Source organism: Streptomyces sp. URMC 126 (assembly GCF_051386555.1).
Classification (GTDB): Bacteria; Actinomycetota; Actinomycetes; order Streptomycetales; family Streptomycetaceae; genus Streptomyces.
In genome coordinates, this window is the sequence record NZ_JBPQTX010000165.1 from 1 (window position 1) to 15505 (window position 15505).

Here is a 15505-nt window from a genome sequence, read left to right on the forward strand (position 1 = left end):
GTCGTTCGCCACCTACACGTCCATCGCCTGCCATGCCGCCGCCCCCGGCTCCCGTCGCCCGCCGGCGACGGGCAGCCACCGGAGGCGGACGCTCTGCATCCGGCAACCACACGCGAACGGCAGCCCCCGACAGGAAAAACGGCGGCGGCCCCCCGGGCCCCGCAGGATAATTTGCAGCAGCACCCCTTGAGGAGAAGAACCGCGCATGGATACGGTGTCTTAACGCCAGGTTCTCCAGGGAAGGGGTTGTCATGACGGAAATTCTCGCGTCAAGGGCGATAGCCGCCGACGAATCGTCCGAGGCGTCCGTGGAGAGCGTCACCGGGCACCCCGCCTGGACGCAGCTCAAGGACGCCGTCGAGACCATCAGGCCATGGCAGTCCGCCGACGGCTCGATCGACCTGGAGGCCGACGGCGCGCCCCCGGGCGATCTCGTACGGGCCGAGACGGAACGTATCGTCACCGCCGTCGAGCAGCTCTCGCCGCTCCTCCCGCACGACGCCGCGTACCACGCCGCCCTCGTCTCCGACCTGCGGAAATGGGCGGACTCCGGGTTCGGCGTGCCGGACTTCCTGGACGCGCTGCTCGCCTTCCGCCCCGCCGAGCGGCGCGTCGACGGCCGGCAGCACCTGGTCGTCTTCCCCATGTACACCCAGAACGGCAACCCGGACCGCAACCTGGAGGCCGTCGTCCTGCGCGTGGTGTGGCCCGAGTGGCTCGCCGAGCTGGAGCGCACCCGCTACGACAACCCCCTCTTCCTCGGCATCACCTTCGAGGACTTCACCGCGGGCTACGACACCAACTCGGCGGTCCTCTTCCCGGAGACCATCGCCGTCCGCGAGGCCCCGGACCGCTTCACCTGGGGCGGCATCTTCTGCGACCGCGAGGCCGCCCGCTTCCGCCGGGTGACCGAGGCGGCCGTGGACATCCTCGGCCTGGAGCTCCCGGACGACATCGCCGCCATGCTGGACGACCAGGAGCGCTGCCAGCAGGCGTTCGTCCTCTGGGACATGGTCCACGACCGGACGCACAGCCACGGCGACCTCCCGTTCGACCCCTTCATGATCAAGCAGCGGCAGCCGTTCTGGATGTACGGCCTGGAGGAGCTGCGCTGCGACCTCACCGCCTTCAAGGAGGCCGTGAAGCTGGAGGCCGACGGCTACGCCCAGGGCCGCGACGTGCAGTACGCCGTGCTCTTCGACCGGATGTTCCGCTTCCCGGTCACCGGCGAGCGCGTCCGCAACTACGACGGCCTCGGCGGCCAGCTCCTCTTCGCCTACCTGCACCGGCACGACGTCGTACGCTGGACGGACAACACCCTCCACATCGACTGGGACCGGGCCCCGCTGGTCACCAACCAGCTGTGCGGCGAGATCGAGAAGCTGTACCGCGACGGCATCGACCGGCCCAAGCTCGTCCACTGGCTCGCCGCCTACGAGCTCGTCTCGACGTACCTCGCCCCGCACCCCGGCTCCACCTGGGCCAAGGGCCCGGACGCCCTCGACCTGAGCCTGCCGCCGCGCAAGCTCGTGGACGACGTGCTTCCGGACGAGTTCCCCCTCAGCATGTTCTACGAGGCCCTTGCCAAGAAGCTGCGTACCGTGATCGCCTCGACCAAGGGGATCACCGCCGACAGCACCGCGAAGGTGGCGGCGTGACCAGGCAAGAGGGGCACGAGGAGGCGATGACCATGAGCACTCCGACCAACGGCGACGGCCGGCTGGACGGCGCCGTCGTGGCGGTGGCGGGAGCCGCCGGCCCGGCGGGCCGCGCGGCCCTGCTGAAGCTGGCCGAGGCGGGAGCGACGGTCGTCGCCGCCGACGCGGACGCGGCCCGCCTCGCCGAGGCGGTGGACGCGGCCCGCTACGCCCACGGCGGCGCCACCGTCATCGGCGACACCGTGGACCTGCTCGACCTGGACGCCACCCGCGCCTGGGCCGAGCGCACGGAGAAGGAGTTCGGGCGCGTCGACGGCCTGGTCCACCTGGTGGGCGGCTGGCGCGGCTCGGCCACCTTCGCCGAGACGGACCTCGCCGACTGGGAGCTGCTGGAGAAGCTGCTCGTCCGTACGGTCCAGCACACCTCGCTGGCCTTCGAGGGCGCCCTCAACCGCAGCGGCAACGGCCGGTACGTGCTGGTCAGCGCGGCCGGCGCGAGCAAGCCCACCGCGGGCAACGCCGCGTACGCCGCCGCCAAGTCCGCGGCCGAGGCGTGGACCCTCGCCCTGGGCGACGCCTTCCGCAAGGCCGGCGGCGACCCCGCCGAGGGCGGCGGTCCGTCCGCCGCCGCCACCGTAGTGATCATCAAGGCGCTGGTGCACGACGCCATGCGCGCCGAGCGCCCCAACGCGAAGTTCGCGGGTTTCACCGACGTCAAGGACCTGGCCGAGGCCATCGTCGGCGTCTGGGAGAAGCCCGCCACCGAAGTGAACGGAACCCGTCTGTGGCTGACTCCCCAACCCTGAGCGAGACCGACGCGATACGCCGGCACGACCCCCGGGCCCGCGGCTTCGCCAGCGACAACTACGCCGGCGCGCACCCGGAGGTCCTCGCGGCCCTCGCCCTCGCCAACGGGGGCCACCAGATCGCGTACGGGGAGGACGAGTACACCGCCCATCTCCAGGAGGTGTTCCGCTCCCACTTCGGTCCCACCGCCGAGGCGTTCCCCGTCTTCAACGGCACCGGCGCCAACGTCGTCGCCCTCCAGGCGGTGACCGAGCGGTGGGGCGCGGTGATCTGTGCCGACTCGGCGCACATCAACGTCGACGAGTGCGGCGCGCCCGAGCGCGTCGGCGGGCTCAAGCTGCTGACCGTGCCCACCCCGCACGGCAAGCTCACGCCCGAGCTCATCGACCGCGAGGCGTGGGGCTGGGACGACGAGCACCGGGCCCAGCCGCAGGTCGTCTCGATCGCCCAGACCACCGAACTCGGCACCTGCTACACGCCCGAGGAGATCCGGGAGATCTGCGACCACGCCCACGAGCGGGGGATGAAGGTCCACCTGGACGGCTCGCGGGCCGCCAACGCGGCGGCCACGCTGGGCGTCCCGCTGCGTGCCTTCACCACCGACGCCGGCGTCGACCTGCTCTCCTTCGGCGGCACCAAGAACGGTCTGCTGTTCGGCGAGTGCGTCGTCGTGCTGAACCCCGGCGCGGTCAAGGCGATGAAGCACCTGCGCAAGCTGTCGATGCAGCTCGCCTCCAAGATGCGCTTCGTCTCGGTGCAGTTCGAGGCCCTGCTGGCCGGCGACCTCTGGCTGCGCGGCGCTTCCCACGCCAACGCCATGGCCGCCCGCCTCGCCGAGGGCGTCCGCGCGGTGGACGGCGTCGAGGTGCTGCACCCCGTCGAGTCGAACGCCGTCTTCGCCCGCCTCCCGCGCGAGGTGAGCGAGCGCCTCCAGAAGCGCTACCGCTTCTACTTCTGGGACGAGACGGCGGGCGATGTCCGCTGGATGTGCTCCTTCGACACCACGGAGGACGACGTGGACGCGTTCGTCGCCCTGGTGAAGGAGGAGATGACCCGGGGCTGACCCGGGCTCTCCACAGCGCGTAGAAGGCCCCGCACCGGTCCGGTGCGGGGCCTTCTACGCGCTCCTCCCGGGAGCCGGCGGTCCGGGGCGCCCCTCGGCCGCCCCGGGCCTTCCAGGGCCCTCAGACGCCTTCCAGCGCCGCCACCTGCGCGGGCGTCGGGGCCGTGCCGCCCAGGTGGGCCGGGATCCACCAGGTGTCGTCCGGGCCCTTGGACCGGACCGGATACGCCCGCTGTGCCGCCTCCAGGAGCTCCTGCACCCGCGCCCGCAGCCGCTCGGTGACCTTCTCGGCGGGCTCGTCCGGATCGGCCTCGACGGGGGCGCCCACCCGGATCGCCACGGGTATATGGCTCCGCCCCAGGTCCCGCTTGCGGCCCTTGGTCCACAGGCGCTGCGTGCCCCACAGGGCCATCGGCAGCAGCGGGACCCCGGCCTCCTGGGCGAGCCGCGCCGCGCCCGTCTTGAAGGTCTTCAGGGTGAAGGAGGGGGAGATGGTCGCTTCCGGGAACACCCCGACGATCTCGCCGGAGCGCAGGGCCGAGAGCGCGTGCTTGTAGGCGTCGAGCCCGGCCGAGCGGTCGACGGGGATGTGCTTCATCGCCCGCATCAGCGGTCCCGAGACCTTGTGCCGGAAGACCGGCTCCTTCGCCATAAAGCGCACCAGTCGCTTGGCCGGGCGGGCGGCGAGCCCGCAGAAGAGGAAGTCGAGGTAGCCGATGTGGTTGCTCACCAGCACCGCCCCGCCGCGCTGTGGCACGTGCTCGGTGCCCTGGACGTCGAGGCGCAGGTCGGCGGCCTTGAACAGGGTGCGGACGGCGCCGATCACCGGGGGGTAGACGAGCTCTGCCATATCGGGAATGTCCTTCGGGGGCCTGGGGAGGATGCTCCCGCTGAAGTTACGCAGCCGTAGGGTGGCGGCTTCCGGCAGATCGTGCCCGAATGTCCGGCCCGCGGGCCAGTCGGCGGCGGGTCTCCGCCGGGAGATCCTCATCACGTCGTCCGTTTTGTCGGAGTAGGGGAAGTCGGCGGTGGGCGTTTCGGCGGGAATTCCTCCGGTGGGTGCGGCGCTGGACGGAACGGCGCGGTGCGGACACCGCGTCGGACCGTGGGGACGGGGAGCCGCGGCCGCCGCGCGGGGCGGACGACCGCGTCACGGCAGCGGATGCCCCGGACGGGGCGATGTGAACGTAAGGACGGAACAGTGGACGTGCGGGAACGGGAAGAAGACGGCGCGCCCGGCCGCCGGGTGCGGCTGGGCGCCGCGGAGCTCGGGACCGAGCCGGGCGAGCGGGCCACCCTCGTGCAGTTCTCCAGCGCGTTCTGCCAGCCCTGCCGGGCCACCCGGCGGGTGCTCGCCGACGTGGCGGCGATGGTCGACGGCGTCGTCCACGTCGAGATCGACGCCGAGGCCCGGCTCGGGCTCGTCAGAGCCCTGGACATCTCCGCGACACCCACCGTTCTCGTCCTCGACGCCGACGGCCGCGTGGTGCGCCGCGCCGTGGGCGAACCCCGGAAGGCGCACGTCATCGCCGCGCTCGGGGCGGCGATGGGTGCCTCGTGACGCGGATCACCGTGATCCGAATCCCATCCGCCCGGCGGCCCTTGACGCCGCTCGCCGCGCCTCGCCAAGGTGACGCCATGTGGCCTGGACTTCTCTCGCAGTTAGACACGTACGTGGACGTACCGGTGACAGCCGGCGCGCGCTGTCCGAGCCCGTGAGTACCCGCGACCGCACCACTCCGGCTCGAACCCGAAGGGGACAGTCCATGCCGGCCTCACCCGACCTCAGCACCCTCCGCACCGCCGGGCCCGCGCTGCTGCGCTCGGTCTTCCGCCGGCACGCCGCCGGCGTCGCCGTGATCACCGCGCGGGGCGACCGCCCCGTGGGATTCACCGCGACCTCCCTCACCTCCGTGGCCGCCGAGCCCCCGATCGTCTCCTTCGGCGTCGGCACCGGCTCGTCCAGCTGGCCCGTCCTGGCCGACGCCGAGCATGTCGGCGTCCACATACTCGGCGAGCACCAGCGGGAGCTGGCCGCCGTCTTCGCCCGCAGCGGCGCCGACCGGTTCGCCGCGCCCACCCGATGGCGCCCCGGCCCGGAGGGGGTGCCCCTGCTGGAGGGGGTCCTGGCGTGGCTGGTGTGCCGGGTGGTGGCCCGGGTGCCCGCCGGGGACCACTGCCTCGTCCTCGCCGAGGCGGTGGCGGGCGACGACACCGGAACCGGCCGTCCCCTCCTCTACCACCAGGGGCGCTTCAACGGTTTGCGGGACTGAGACGTCCCTGCCCCGCGCGTTGGGCACATCACAGGTCAACGGCCTTGCGCTCGGGTGACACGCTCGATGTACTGACGAGTAACATTCCGGTGTGGGCGTGACCGACCCCGACCGGGATCCGCCGCCCAAGGCGCCTATGCTGCCTGCCAAGGCAGCTACGAAGAGACGATGCAGTAGGAGAGCCGGCGTGAGCTTGAGGATCGTTGTCTGTGTGAAGTACGTGCCCGACGCCACCGGCGACCGGCACTTCGCCGAGGACCTGACCGTCGACCGCGACGACGTGGACGGCCTGCTCTCGGAGCTCGACGAGTACGCGGTCGAGCAGGCGCTGCAGATCGCCGACGAGGCCGACGACGCGGAGATCACCGTGCTCACCGTCGGCCCCGAGGACGCCAAGGACGCGCTCCGCAAGGCGCTGTCCATGGGGGCGCACAAGGCCGTCCACGTCGAGGACGACGACCTGCACGGCACCGACGTCATGGGCACCTCGCTGGTGCTCGCCAAGGCCGTCGAGCACGTCGGCTACGACCTGGTCGTCTGCGGCATGGCCTCCACCGACGGCGGCATGGGCGTGCTCCCGGCCCTCCTCGCCGAGCGCCTGGGCGTCCCGCAGGTCTCCCTGCTCTCCGAGGTCAAGGTCGAGGACGGCAAGGTGACCGGCCGCCGCGACGGCGACGCCGCCACCGAGCAGCTGGAGGCCGCCCTCCCGGCCGTCGTCTCCGTCACCGACCAGTCGGGCGAGGCGCGTTACCCCTCCTTCAAGGGCATCATGGCCGCGAAGAAGAAGCCGGTGGAGTCCCTGGACCTCTCCGACCTCGGCATCGAGGCCGACGAGGTCGGCCTGGACGGCGCCTGGACCAAGGTCGACAGCGCCGCCGAGCGCCCGGCCCGCACGGCCGGCACGATCGTCAAGGACGAGGGCGAGGGCGGCAAGCAGCTCGCCGAGTTCCTCGCGGGCCAGAAGTTCGTCTGAGCCTCGCGGGCCGGAAGTTCGTCTGAGCGGACGCGACGTCCGCCCGGCCCCGGCCGGAAGACGTCCGACCCGGCCCCCACTCAACCGCCCTCACACTTCTCGCAGGAGAGCAACGCCATGGCTGAAGTCCTCGTCTACGTAGACCACGTGGACGGCGCCGTCCGCAAGCCCACCCTCGAACTGCTCACCCTCGCCCGCCGCATCGGCGAGCCCGTCGCCGTCCACCTCGGCGCCGGCGCCGACGAGGCCGCGAAGGTGCTCGGCGAGCACGGCGCCGTCAAGGTGCTGGCCGCCGACGCCGCCGAGTTCGCCGACTACCTGGTCGTCCCCAAGGTCGACGCGCTCCAGGCCGCGTACGAGGCCGTCCAGCCGGCCGCCGTGCTCGTCCCGTCCTCCGCCGAGGGCAAGGAGATCGCGGCCCGCCTCGCGCTCCGCGTCGGCGGCGGCCTCATCACCGACGCCGTCGACCTGGAGGCCGGCGACGAGGGCCCGGTGGCCACGCAGTCCGTCTTCGCGGCCTCGTACTCCACCAAGTCCCGCGTCACCAAGGGCACCCCGGTCATCACCGTCAAGCCCAACTCCGCCGCTCCCGAGGCCGCCCCGGCCGCGGGCACGGTCGAGCAGCTCTCCGTCTCCTTCGGCGAGCTGGCCACCGGCACCAAGGTCGTCTCCCGCACCCCGCGCGAGTCGACCGGCCGCCCCGAGCTGACCGAGGCCGCGATCGTGGTCTCCGGCGGCCGCGGCGTCAACGGCGCCGAGAACTTCCCGCTCATCGAGGCCCTCGCCGACTCCCTCGGCGGTGCCGTCGGCGCCTCCCGCGCCGCGGTGGACGCCGGCTGGTACCCGCACACCAACCAGGTCGGCCAGACCGGCAAGTCGGTCTCCCCGCAGCTGTACATCGCGGCGGGCATCTCCGGCGCCATCCAGCACCGGGCCGGCATGCAGACCTCGAAGACGATCGTCGCCATCAACAAGGACGAAGAGGCGCCGATCTTCGAGCTGGTCGACTACGGCGTCGTCGGCGACCTCTTCGAGGTCGTCCCGCAGCTCACCGAGGAGATCAAGGCCCGCAAGGGCTGATCCTCCCCTCAGGGCCGCTCAGGGCTCCCGCGCGCGGCGGCGTGCGGGAGCCCGTCGCGTTCCCGGGGGTGTTGACCGCCGGGCGGGGACACGGCTAGCTTCAACGAACTGTTGAACTCCCGGCGGCGAGATGGCGGGTGGGGACCTGTGCGGCGGAGCGCGGCGACGACCTTCGACAGCACGCTGACGGAACGCCTGACGGCCCGGCTCGCCGGCGTGGACGCCGACCTCGCGCGCCGCTACCCCGGCGACCCCGGCACCCGGCAGCCCGTCCACACCGTCTACGTCCCCGCCGACGTCGTCGCCGCCGACACGGTCCGGTCGTGGGGCGAACGGGCCCTGGCCGCCCTCGACGAGCACGCGCCCGACGCGGAGGCGCTGGCCGCCGCGCTCGGCCTCCCGGACGGCCCCGAGACCGCCGCCGTCCACGACCGCGTCCGGGCCAAGCTCGCCCGGGAGCCGGTGGAGGACCTGCGGATCGACTTCGAGGACGGCTACGGCCACCGCTCCGACGCGGAAGAGGACGAAGCGGCTTGCCGCGCCGCCGAGTTGACGGCGGCGTGGGCGGCCGACGGCGGCGGGCCGTCCTTCGTCGGCATCCGCGCCAAGTGCATGGAGGCGGCGGTCCGGGACCGGGGCGTCCGCACCCTCGACGTCTTCCTCACCCGCCTGCTGGCCGCCGCCGGTGGACGGCTGCCCGCGGGGCTGGTGCTGACGCTGCCCAAGGTGAGCCACGCGGAACAGGTGGCGGCCATGGCGGAGGTCACCGGGGAGTTCGAGAAGGCGCACGGCCTGGACGCGGGCCGGATCCGCTTCGAGGTCCAGATCGAGACGGCGCAGGCGATCCTCGGCCCGGACGGCCGCGCCACCGTCGCCCGGCTGCTGGACGCGGGGGAGGGCCGGGTGAGCGCCCTGCACTACGGCACGTTCGACTACAGCGCCGCCTGCGGCGTCGCCCCCGCGCACCAGGCCCCCGACCACCCGGCCGCCGACCACGCCAAGGCCGTCATGCAGGTCGCCGTGGCGGGTACGGGCGTCCGCCTCTCCGACGGCTCGACGAACATCCTCCCGGTGGGCCCGAGGGAGCGCGTCCACGCGGCCTGGCGCCACCACCACGCGCTGGTGCGCCGGGCGCTGGCCCGCGCCTACTACCAGGGCTGGGACATGCACCCCGCCCACCTGCCCAGCCGCTACGCGGCGGTCTACGGCTTCTACCGCGAGGGCCTCGGACCCGCCGCCGCCCGGCTCGCGGCCTACGCGCACGGCGAGGCCGGCGGCGCCGTCCTCGACGAACCCGCGACGGCCCGCGCCCTGAGCGGCTTCCTCCTCCGCGCGGCCGACTGCGGCGCGGCCGACGGCGCGGAGGTCGCCCGGCTGACCGGCCTCACCCGCCCCGAACTCGACGCGCTCGCGGGCCGCGCCGGGTGACACCCCGGCCGCCGTCACCGCTGCCGGGACAGCCGCTTCTGGAACCACTCCACGTCCCAGTACCTCCCGAACTTGCGGCCCACCTCCGCGTAGACGCCGACGGGCCGGAACCCGAAGCGCTGGTGGAGCCGCCGGGACGCCTCGTTGGGCACGGTGACCCCGGCGAGCGCCATGTGCACGTCCTCCCGCTCCAGCACCTCGAACAGCGCGGCGTACAACAGCCCCCCGACGCCGTGCCCCACGTGCTCCGGCGCCACGTACACGGTGGTCTCCACGGACGTCGCGTACGCGTGCTTCGGGCGGAAGGCGCTGCTCGTCGCGTACCCGAGGAGTGTCCCGCCCCGCTCGGCCACCAGCAGCCGGTGCGGCCCCGAGTCCGGATGCTCCAGCAGCCACGGACGCCGCCGGTCCACGGTGAACGGCTCGATGTCGAAGGTGACCGGCGTCCCGATGACGTAGTGGTTGTAGATCCGGGTCAGTTCCGCCAGGTCCTCCTCGACGCCGGGGCGGACCCGGGCGCCCGGGCCGGCCTGGTGACCGGTCGTCTGCGCGCTCATCCGCACGACGGTACGGCGCGTGCGTTACGCCGCCGTTTCACCGGCGCGGCGGGCCGTGGCCGTGCCGCCGCGGTCGTGTGACCGCGCGCCGGAGGCGCCCGTGGGGCCGCCGGCGCGCGGCGGTCTCACAGGCACCTCCTCCGGCGCGTCTTCCGGAACGACTCCACCGCGTCGCACCAGACGTCGATGTCGGGCACGGCGCTCAGCACGTCGGAGCGGGCCCGGGCGCGGCGGGAGGCGCGCTCCCAGTCGGCCGGGTCCTTCAGGGACATCAGGGCGTGGATCCAGGCGTTGAGGTCGTCGCGGTAGGCGAAGATGCCGGCGTCGCCGAGGGATTCGACGAGCCCCGGGGTGGGGTGGGCGATCACGGGGATGCCGGAGGCGAACGCCTCCACCGCCACCCGCCCCCAGGACTCGTACAGGCTCGGCATCAGCACCACGCGCGCCCGGCCGTAGACGTGCTCCCGCATCCGGTGCCCGGGCACGCCGTCGACGACCTCGCAGTTGGGCAGCCGCGGCGGCGGCATGATCTGCTGTCCGTACGCGCCGCGGACGCCCAGGAACCGCCACTCCGGGGTCCACGCCGCGATCTGCCAGAAGAGGTCTCCTCCCTTGTCGGGGTTGAGGTTGACGAGGGTCGCGTGGTCACCGGGCTCGGTGCGGTACTCCTCCGCGATCACGGGCGGGCGGACGACGATGCTCTCCCTCGGCAGGAACTCCGGCGGGTAGTGGGCGTAGAAGACCTCGCCTTCCCGCCGGATCCACTCGCTGTTGTAGACGACCAGGTCGGCGCCGGCCGCGTTGTGGAAGCTCGTGGAGAAGTCGTCGTGGCAGATCACGGCCACGGGTATGCGGTGCTCCCGGGCGAGACCCGCGACGATCGGGACGTTCTCGAAGTGGGACAGCAGCAGGTCCGCCCGCCGGGCCCGCGCGGCGAAGTCGAGGCCCTCCTGGTACGGGACGACGTGCACCCCGTCGATCTCGTAGCTCTTCTCGATCTCTCCGGGGTGCGAGAGCCAGACCGTCACCCGGTGGCCGCGTTCGGCCAGGGGGCGGAGCATCGAGTGCAGCATCCACTCGGAGCCCGCGTTGTGGGTCGGCGGATAGCCGTACACCCGGGCCGCGATGGTCATGGACTCCGGCGGCGTGGGCGTGGGGGCGGGTCTGGGTCGGTGGGGCGCCACCGTGTTCACGTGGGAGTACTCCCTCCGGGAGGTACGACACTGGGGGGAACGCGGTGTGGCCACGCCACCGGGCCCCGGGTGGAGGCGCCGGTGCCGTGCCCACGCCGGGAGGGCGGGCGCGGTGCGTCTCATTCCCCGGGGGCCGCGGTGACGTGGACGGGGGTGGAGGCCGACTCCTCGTCGCCGACGGCGAAGGCGAGCGCCGTGCTGCCGACCGGAGCGTGCGGGGCGGCCGCGATCGCCACCCACAGCGTGACCGTTCCTCCGGCGGGTGCGCTCAGACGGGCCCTGTCGACCGTGAGCGACTGTTCGTCGTCCGAGCGGCGGCCGGGGTAACGCACCTCCCCGGTGTCCGGGCACCACACGGTCAGCAGGTAGTCGGGCCCGCCTTCGGCGGCGAACGCCAGCCCGCGCCCGTCCGGCAGCGTGGCGGTCACCTTCACGTCGGCGACCAGCGGGGACGAGCCCGTGTTCCGCACCCGCACGCCCGGGTAGCCGTAGTGGGGCGGACCGCCCCGTCCGACGGTGACGTCGGGTGGCCCGCCGGGCTCCACCGCGAACGCGGGCGGAGCCGCGACGATCACGGGCGTGGAGGCGGATTCCCGCTCGCCGACGGTGAACGACAGGGCGGTACGGGCGATTTCGGCGTCCTCGGCCGCGCTGACGTCGACCCACATGACGGAGTGGGATCCCGCGCCGGACAGCCCGGGGCCGACGTCCTCGAAGGTGAGGGTCCGCCCGTCCTCCGAAAACTTCCCGGTGTACACCGTGGCCGTGCCGTGCTCGTCGAGGACGGTCAACTGGTCGTCCGGGTGCCCGGGCCGCCCCCACACCAGCCGGGTGTCCGGGGGGAGGGTGACGGTCACGGTCTGCGGCGGCGACGGGTCGTTCGCGCCGGCGGTCAGCCTGACGCCCGGGTAGCCGACGGCTCCGCCCCGGTGCAGGACGACGTCCGGGGGCCCGCCGGGCTCGACGGCGAACGGCGACCTGCTGACGCGCACGGGCGTGGAGTCGGAGGACCGCTCGCCGACGGTGAAGCGCAGGGCGGTGCGCGTGGAGAGCGCCTGGCCGACGGCGCCGACGGCGACCCACATCACCCGCTCGCCGTGCGGCGGGATGTCGAGGGCGACGCCGTCGAAGAAGAGCGTCCGCCCGTCGGAGGAGAGCGTTCCGGGGTACACCCCGCCGTCCAGGAGCGTCAGTTGGTAGTCCGGCAGCCCCGTGACGCCCCACTGGAGTCCCTTGTCCGCGGGCAGTTCCGCGGTGACGGTCCGGCTGCCGACCGGGGTCACGCCGGTGTTCCGCACGACCACTCCGGGGAACCCGGCACCGCCGCCCGGCACGAGGAGTACGTCCGGCGGCCCGCCGGGGGCCACGTCGTAGCGCTCCGCCGGGACGCTGTTGTCGGTGACCTTGAACCGCGTCAGACCGCCGATGTCGGCGATGTCCGGCCGATCGGACTCCCACTCGCGGTACTCGCCCCGCTGACTGCCGTGCTGCCAGGCGAGGACGCGGGCCCTGCGCCCGACTTTCACGGACAGGAACGCGTCGTTGAGCGGGTCTTCCCGGGTGAACCTGACTTCGGCGCCGATGTCGTAGGTGTGGGCGTCCCCTGTGTAATCGCGCCCCGTGTAGAAGGTGACCTGGTCGTCGTTCACTTTCCCCCCTCCGGTTTCTCTCGCCCCCCTCGGTTCCGTCAGAGGTTGAAGCGCTCGATCTTCAGCACCCAGTTCTGCACACCGCCGGTGTCCTCCTCGCTGGCCCACAGCTTCACCCGCGCGGTCACGTCCCGCACCGCGAGGTCGGGCTCGAAGCGTGCCGTACGGATCAACGTGTGGCTGTTCCACTCGGCACCGCCCCGGGCGGTCACGTAGCGGTGGTTGTCGCTGACGGGTTCCGCCTGGTCGTCGCCGAAGAAGACGGTCGCCTTGAGCAGACCGTTGTTGTCGGGGGCGTAGCAGATGGCCTCGGCGCTGAACGTGGCCACGAACAGCGCCCCGAGGGAGGGGCGCCCCTGGCCGAGCTTGAGGTCGATCTCGGCGCCGGGCAGGGGAGTCCAGGAGTTGCGGCCGGTTTCGAAGCGCTGGGTGTCCCACACCGCGTAGGTGACGTCGGGGGACTTGGCGATACGGAATGATTGGTTCGGGGCGGGCGTGCTCACGTACGTCGTCCCTTCCTCGCCCGGGGTGACGGCCGCCTGGCGGATCCAGTCACGGCCGGCCGTTGCCAGAGATGGCTGCCCGTGCCACGTACGAGCGCATGCTGCGCACACCTTGGTTGACCGAAAGTCACCTTGGGTGACGAAGTGCGTTCGCTGGCGTGTGTGAGAGCCGGATGGGGTGGCGGGCCCTCGCCTTCTAGGGAGCGGTCGTGCGCCCCGGGGCGACGGCCCGCCGGCGTGCCCTCTCGGGAGGACGGTCCACTCGGTTGCCCCGGGAGGACGGCCCGCTCGGTTGCCCCGGGAGAACGGCCCGCTCGGCTGCCTCCGCCCGGGCCGGACTCCGCCCGACGCACGTCTCCGCGACCGGGTCGCGCAGCACGGGATGACGCCCCGGGGCGACACCTGACCGACGGGGGGAGGGGGGAGCCGTCAGCTCGCCGGACGCGCGGCGCCGTCCCGGCCCAGGCGTGAGGTCAGCCAGGGAAGCAGCACCGGAAGGACGTTCTCCGGCTGCATGGCCCGCGTATGGTCGAGGCCGTCGAGAAGGCGGACCTCCCAGCCGGCGGCTTCCATCTCCGCCCGCCCGGAGGCGACGGCGCCCGCGATGTCGACGGTGACGTCACCCCACCCCTCCCCGTAGGGGATCGTGTCCGCCGAGCCGGCGAAGCACAGGCGCGGGCAGCGCACCCGCCGTAGCGCCGCCCGTTCGTCGAAGCCCCGCAGGGCCTCGTACAACGTGACGAACTGCCGCGTCTGCGCCTCGGTGGCCGACACCTCGACGGCGGACCAGTCGTAGCCGTCCGGATCCGTGCCGCCCTCCGGCGCCTGGCGGGCCGCCGAACCGGCCATCGTGTGGGCGGCGTTGGTGACGCGCAGCATCTGCGCGTACGGGCCGCCCAGCGGTGGGAAACCGCCCATCGCGAGAGCGGTGAGCCGGTCCGTGCGGAGGGCGAGCTGGAGTCCGCTCAGGGCCAGCCAGGAGTAGCCGTAGTAGGCGAACCGGTCGGCTCCCGCCGCGTCGGCGACGGCCAGGAGGTCGGCGGTGACGGTGTCCGGGGTCAGGGCGTCCGGCCTGGGACGGGCCATGAGGTGGGCCTCGTAGGGGAACGCGACCGTACGGAAGCCGGCGGCCGTGAGGCCCCGTACGAGAGACCGGCCGAGGGCCGGATCGACGCCCCAGCGCCGGAGTTCGTCGGCCCGGGCCCCGGTGGCGGGCCGGGGGTCGACGGGGAGCAGGAGGTCGGGGCCGTCGCCGTGGACCTCCGCTGAGAGGAGACTTCCGTCGTGGAGCCTCGCTTCGATCACAGGGTGTTCTTCCGTCACAGGCGCTCTCGCTTTCTCCGGATGGGTGGGTTTCCCAGGGTCGGCGGGCTTCTTCAGGACCGTCGGCCTTTTCTGGGGTTATGGCTCCCCGGGTCGGTGGCGGCCATCTCCGTAGGGCGTACGGTATTCGCTGAAGCGACAATAACGTAAGGCGTAAGGAGATCGAGGATGGGCATCATCGCCGGGCAGGGCGACCCGACCGCGTCCATGACGCTGCTGTGGGGCAGGACGGACGGGCGGGCCGCGCGCAAGGGGCCCGGCCCCAAGCAGGGGCTGAGTGTCGACGCCATCGTGGCGGCGGCGATCGCGGTGGCCGACGAAGCGGCGTCGGTGGAGGGGCTGTCGATGCGCGCGGTGGCCGAGCGGCTCGGGTGCTCGTCGATGGCGCTCTACACCTATGTGCCCGGCAAGGCGGAGCTCCTGGACGTCGTGTACGACCGGGTACACGCCGAACTGCCCACCCGCCAGGAGGTGATCGGTGGTGGTTGGCGCGACGAGGTGACGGCGTGGGCGTCGGAGCTCAAGGCGTTCTACCTGCGACACCCGTGGGTGCTCCAGATCTCGTTCGCGCGGCCGGTCCTCGGACCGCACGAACAGGGCGTGCTGGAGTCGCTGCTCCGCGCCCTCTCCGGGGCCGGCCTGTCGGCCGGGCCGCTACGGGCCGCGGTGAACTCGCTGTTCCACTTCGTACAGGGCTCGGCTCGCGCGATGGCCGAGACCCGCCGGGCGGCGGCCGTGACGGGCGTCGCGGACGGGGACTGGTGGCAGACCCGGGTGGCGCTCCTGAACGATCTCGCCCCCGACTTCGCCGACCGCTTCCCGCTGTCGACGCGGCTCGCCTCCTCGCCCGGCTCGTCCGCCGGGGACGGGGATCCGGCGGACGCCTGGGAACGTGAGGTCGAGGGCGTCTTCACGGCTGGGCTGGCCATCCTGCTGGACGGGATCGAGGCGGCGGCCGACGGCCCGGGACGTTGAGCGGGGTAGGGGTAGGGGTAGGG

General features: G+C 73.0%; 15 protein-coding genes. 9 read left to right on the top strand and 6 right to left on the bottom strand.

All coding sequences use genetic code 11. From position 1 onward, the window contains the following. The first annotated feature begins 251 nt into the window (after nt 1-251). The 3 genes from ACSNOK_RS20105 to ACSNOK_RS20115 are packed head-to-tail and all read left to right on the top strand — an operon-like array spanning nt 252 to nt 3528. Nucleotides 252-1658 carry a DUF6421 family protein gene (locus ACSNOK_RS20105; RefSeq protein WP_436782109.1) on the top strand — a complete coding sequence of 469 codons (1407 nt, stop codon included), beginning with the start codon at nt 252-254 and terminating at the stop codon, nt 1656-1658. A gap of 26 nt (nt 1659-1684) precedes the next feature. After that, nucleotides 1685-2464, top strand: a complete 780-nt coding sequence (locus tag ACSNOK_RS20110; RefSeq protein WP_436782122.1) for an SDR family NAD(P)-dependent oxidoreductase — start codon at nt 1685-1687, stop codon at nt 2462-2464. Beyond that, a complete protein-coding gene (locus tag ACSNOK_RS20115) occupies nt 2443-3528 on the top strand; it encodes a threonine aldolase family protein (RefSeq protein ID WP_436782110.1) in 1086 nt (361 codons plus the stop codon). The genes ACSNOK_RS20110 and ACSNOK_RS20115 overlap by 22 nt, the downstream gene beginning before the upstream one ends. 121 nt (nt 3529-3649) lie before the next feature. Here ACSNOK_RS20115 and ACSNOK_RS20120 read toward each other — a convergent pair whose 3' ends face one another. Further along, entirely contained in the window at nt 3650-4378 is a 729-nt protein-coding gene (locus ACSNOK_RS20120; RefSeq protein ID WP_436782111.1) for a lysophospholipid acyltransferase family protein, read from the bottom strand. A 312-nt stretch (nt 4379-4690) separates the two neighbouring features. Here ACSNOK_RS20120 and ACSNOK_RS20125 point away from each other — a divergent pair, with 312 nt between their 5' ends. From ACSNOK_RS20125 to ACSNOK_RS20145, 5 genes are all read left to right on the top strand, one after another. Continuing rightward, nucleotides 4691-5089 carry a TlpA family protein disulfide reductase gene (locus tag ACSNOK_RS20125; protein ID WP_436782123.1) on the top strand — a complete coding sequence of 133 codons (399 nt, stop codon included), beginning with the start codon at nt 4691-4693 and terminating at the stop codon, nt 5087-5089. A gap of 205 nt (nt 5090-5294) precedes the next feature. Beyond that, nucleotides 5295-5801, top strand: coding sequence for a flavin reductase family protein (locus ACSNOK_RS20130; RefSeq protein ID WP_436782112.1), 507 nt, complete (start codon nt 5295-5297; stop codon nt 5799-5801). Nucleotides 5802-5988: 187 nt separating this feature from the next. Next, on the top strand, nt 5989-6774 hold the full coding sequence (locus ACSNOK_RS20135; protein ID WP_436782113.1) for an electron transfer flavoprotein subunit beta/FixA family protein: 786 nt from the start codon (nt 5989-5991) through the stop codon (nt 6772-6774). Nucleotides 6775-6891: 117 nt separating this feature from the next. Next, nucleotides 6892-7854 (top strand): electron transfer flavoprotein subunit alpha/FixB family protein, encoded by a 963-nt coding sequence (locus ACSNOK_RS20140; protein WP_436782114.1) that lies wholly within the window; start codon nt 6892-6894, stop codon nt 7852-7854. A 147-nt stretch (nt 7855-8001) separates the two neighbouring features. Further along, nucleotides 8002-9282: a DUF6986 family protein gene (locus tag ACSNOK_RS20145; protein WP_436782115.1), complete on the top strand. Its 1281-nt coding sequence runs from the start codon at nt 8002-8004 to the stop codon at nt 9280-9282. A 14-nt stretch (nt 9283-9296) separates the two neighbouring features. Here the strand turns inward: ACSNOK_RS20145 and ACSNOK_RS20150 are convergent, their stop codons facing one another. The 5 genes from ACSNOK_RS20150 to ACSNOK_RS20170 all read right to left on the bottom strand — a co-directional run bounded on the left by ACSNOK_RS20150 (nt 9297) and on the right by ACSNOK_RS20170 (nt 14489). Beyond that, on the bottom strand, nt 9297-9839 hold the full coding sequence (locus tag ACSNOK_RS20150; RefSeq protein WP_436782116.1) for an N-acetyltransferase family protein: 543 nt from the start codon (nt 9837-9839) through the stop codon (nt 9297-9299). Between the two features lie 125 nt (nt 9840-9964). After that, on the bottom strand, nt 9965-10972 hold the full coding sequence (locus ACSNOK_RS20155; RefSeq protein ID WP_436782117.1) for a glycosyltransferase family 4 protein: 1008 nt from the start codon (nt 10970-10972) through the stop codon (nt 9965-9967). Nucleotides 10973-11151: 179 nt separating this feature from the next. Then, complete coding sequence (locus tag ACSNOK_RS20160) at nt 11152-12681, bottom strand: beta/gamma crystallin domain-containing protein (protein ID WP_436782118.1); 1530 nt, start codon at nt 12679-12681, stop codon at nt 11152-11154. 38 nt (nt 12682-12719) lie between these two features. Further along, nucleotides 12720-13184: a hypothetical protein gene (locus tag ACSNOK_RS20165; RefSeq protein WP_436782119.1), complete on the bottom strand. Its 465-nt coding sequence runs from the start codon at nt 13182-13184 to the stop codon at nt 12720-12722. Nucleotides 13185-13613: 429 nt separating this feature from the next. Continuing rightward, nucleotides 13614-14489: an alpha/beta hydrolase gene (locus tag ACSNOK_RS20170; protein ID WP_436782120.1), complete on the bottom strand. Its 876-nt coding sequence runs from the start codon at nt 14487-14489 to the stop codon at nt 13614-13616. Nucleotides 14490-14675: 186 nt separating this feature from the next. Here ACSNOK_RS20170 and ACSNOK_RS20175 point away from each other — a divergent pair, with 186 nt between their 5' ends. Continuing rightward, nucleotides 14676-15482: a TetR/AcrR family transcriptional regulator C-terminal domain-containing protein gene (locus tag ACSNOK_RS20175; protein ID WP_436782121.1), complete on the top strand. Its 807-nt coding sequence runs from the start codon at nt 14676-14678 to the stop codon at nt 15480-15482. The last annotated feature ends 23 nt before the right edge of the window (nt 15483-15505 follow it).

Coding starts and splice junctions, on each gene's coding strand:
- ACSNOK_RS20105 (WP_436782109.1), top strand. CDS start 252: ATGACGGAAATTCTCGCGTCAAGGGCGATAGCCGCCGACGAATCGTCC.
- ACSNOK_RS20155 (WP_436782117.1), bottom strand. CDS start 10,972: ATGACCATCGCGGCCCGGGTGTACGGCTATCCGCCGACCCACAACGCG.
- ACSNOK_RS20120 (WP_436782111.1), bottom strand. CDS start 4,378: ATGGCAGAGCTCGTCTACCCCCCGGTGATCGGCGCCGTCCGCACCCTG.
- ACSNOK_RS20140 (WP_436782114.1), top strand. CDS start 6,892: ATGGCTGAAGTCCTCGTCTACGTAGACCACGTGGACGGCGCCGTCCGC.
- ACSNOK_RS20110 (WP_436782122.1), top strand. CDS start 1,685: ATGACCATGAGCACTCCGACCAACGGCGACGGCCGGCTGGACGGCGCC.
- ACSNOK_RS20130 (WP_436782112.1), top strand. CDS start 5,295: ATGCCGGCCTCACCCGACCTCAGCACCCTCCGCACCGCCGGGCCCGCG.
- ACSNOK_RS20150 (WP_436782116.1), bottom strand. CDS start 9,839: ATGAGCGCGCAGACGACCGGTCACCAGGCCGGCCCGGGCGCCCGGGTC.
- ACSNOK_RS20125 (WP_436782123.1), top strand. CDS start 4,691: ATGCCCCGGACGGGGCGATGTGAACGTAAGGACGGAACAGTGGACGTG.
- ACSNOK_RS20175 (WP_436782121.1), top strand. CDS start 14,676: ATGGGCATCATCGCCGGGCAGGGCGACCCGACCGCGTCCATGACGCTG.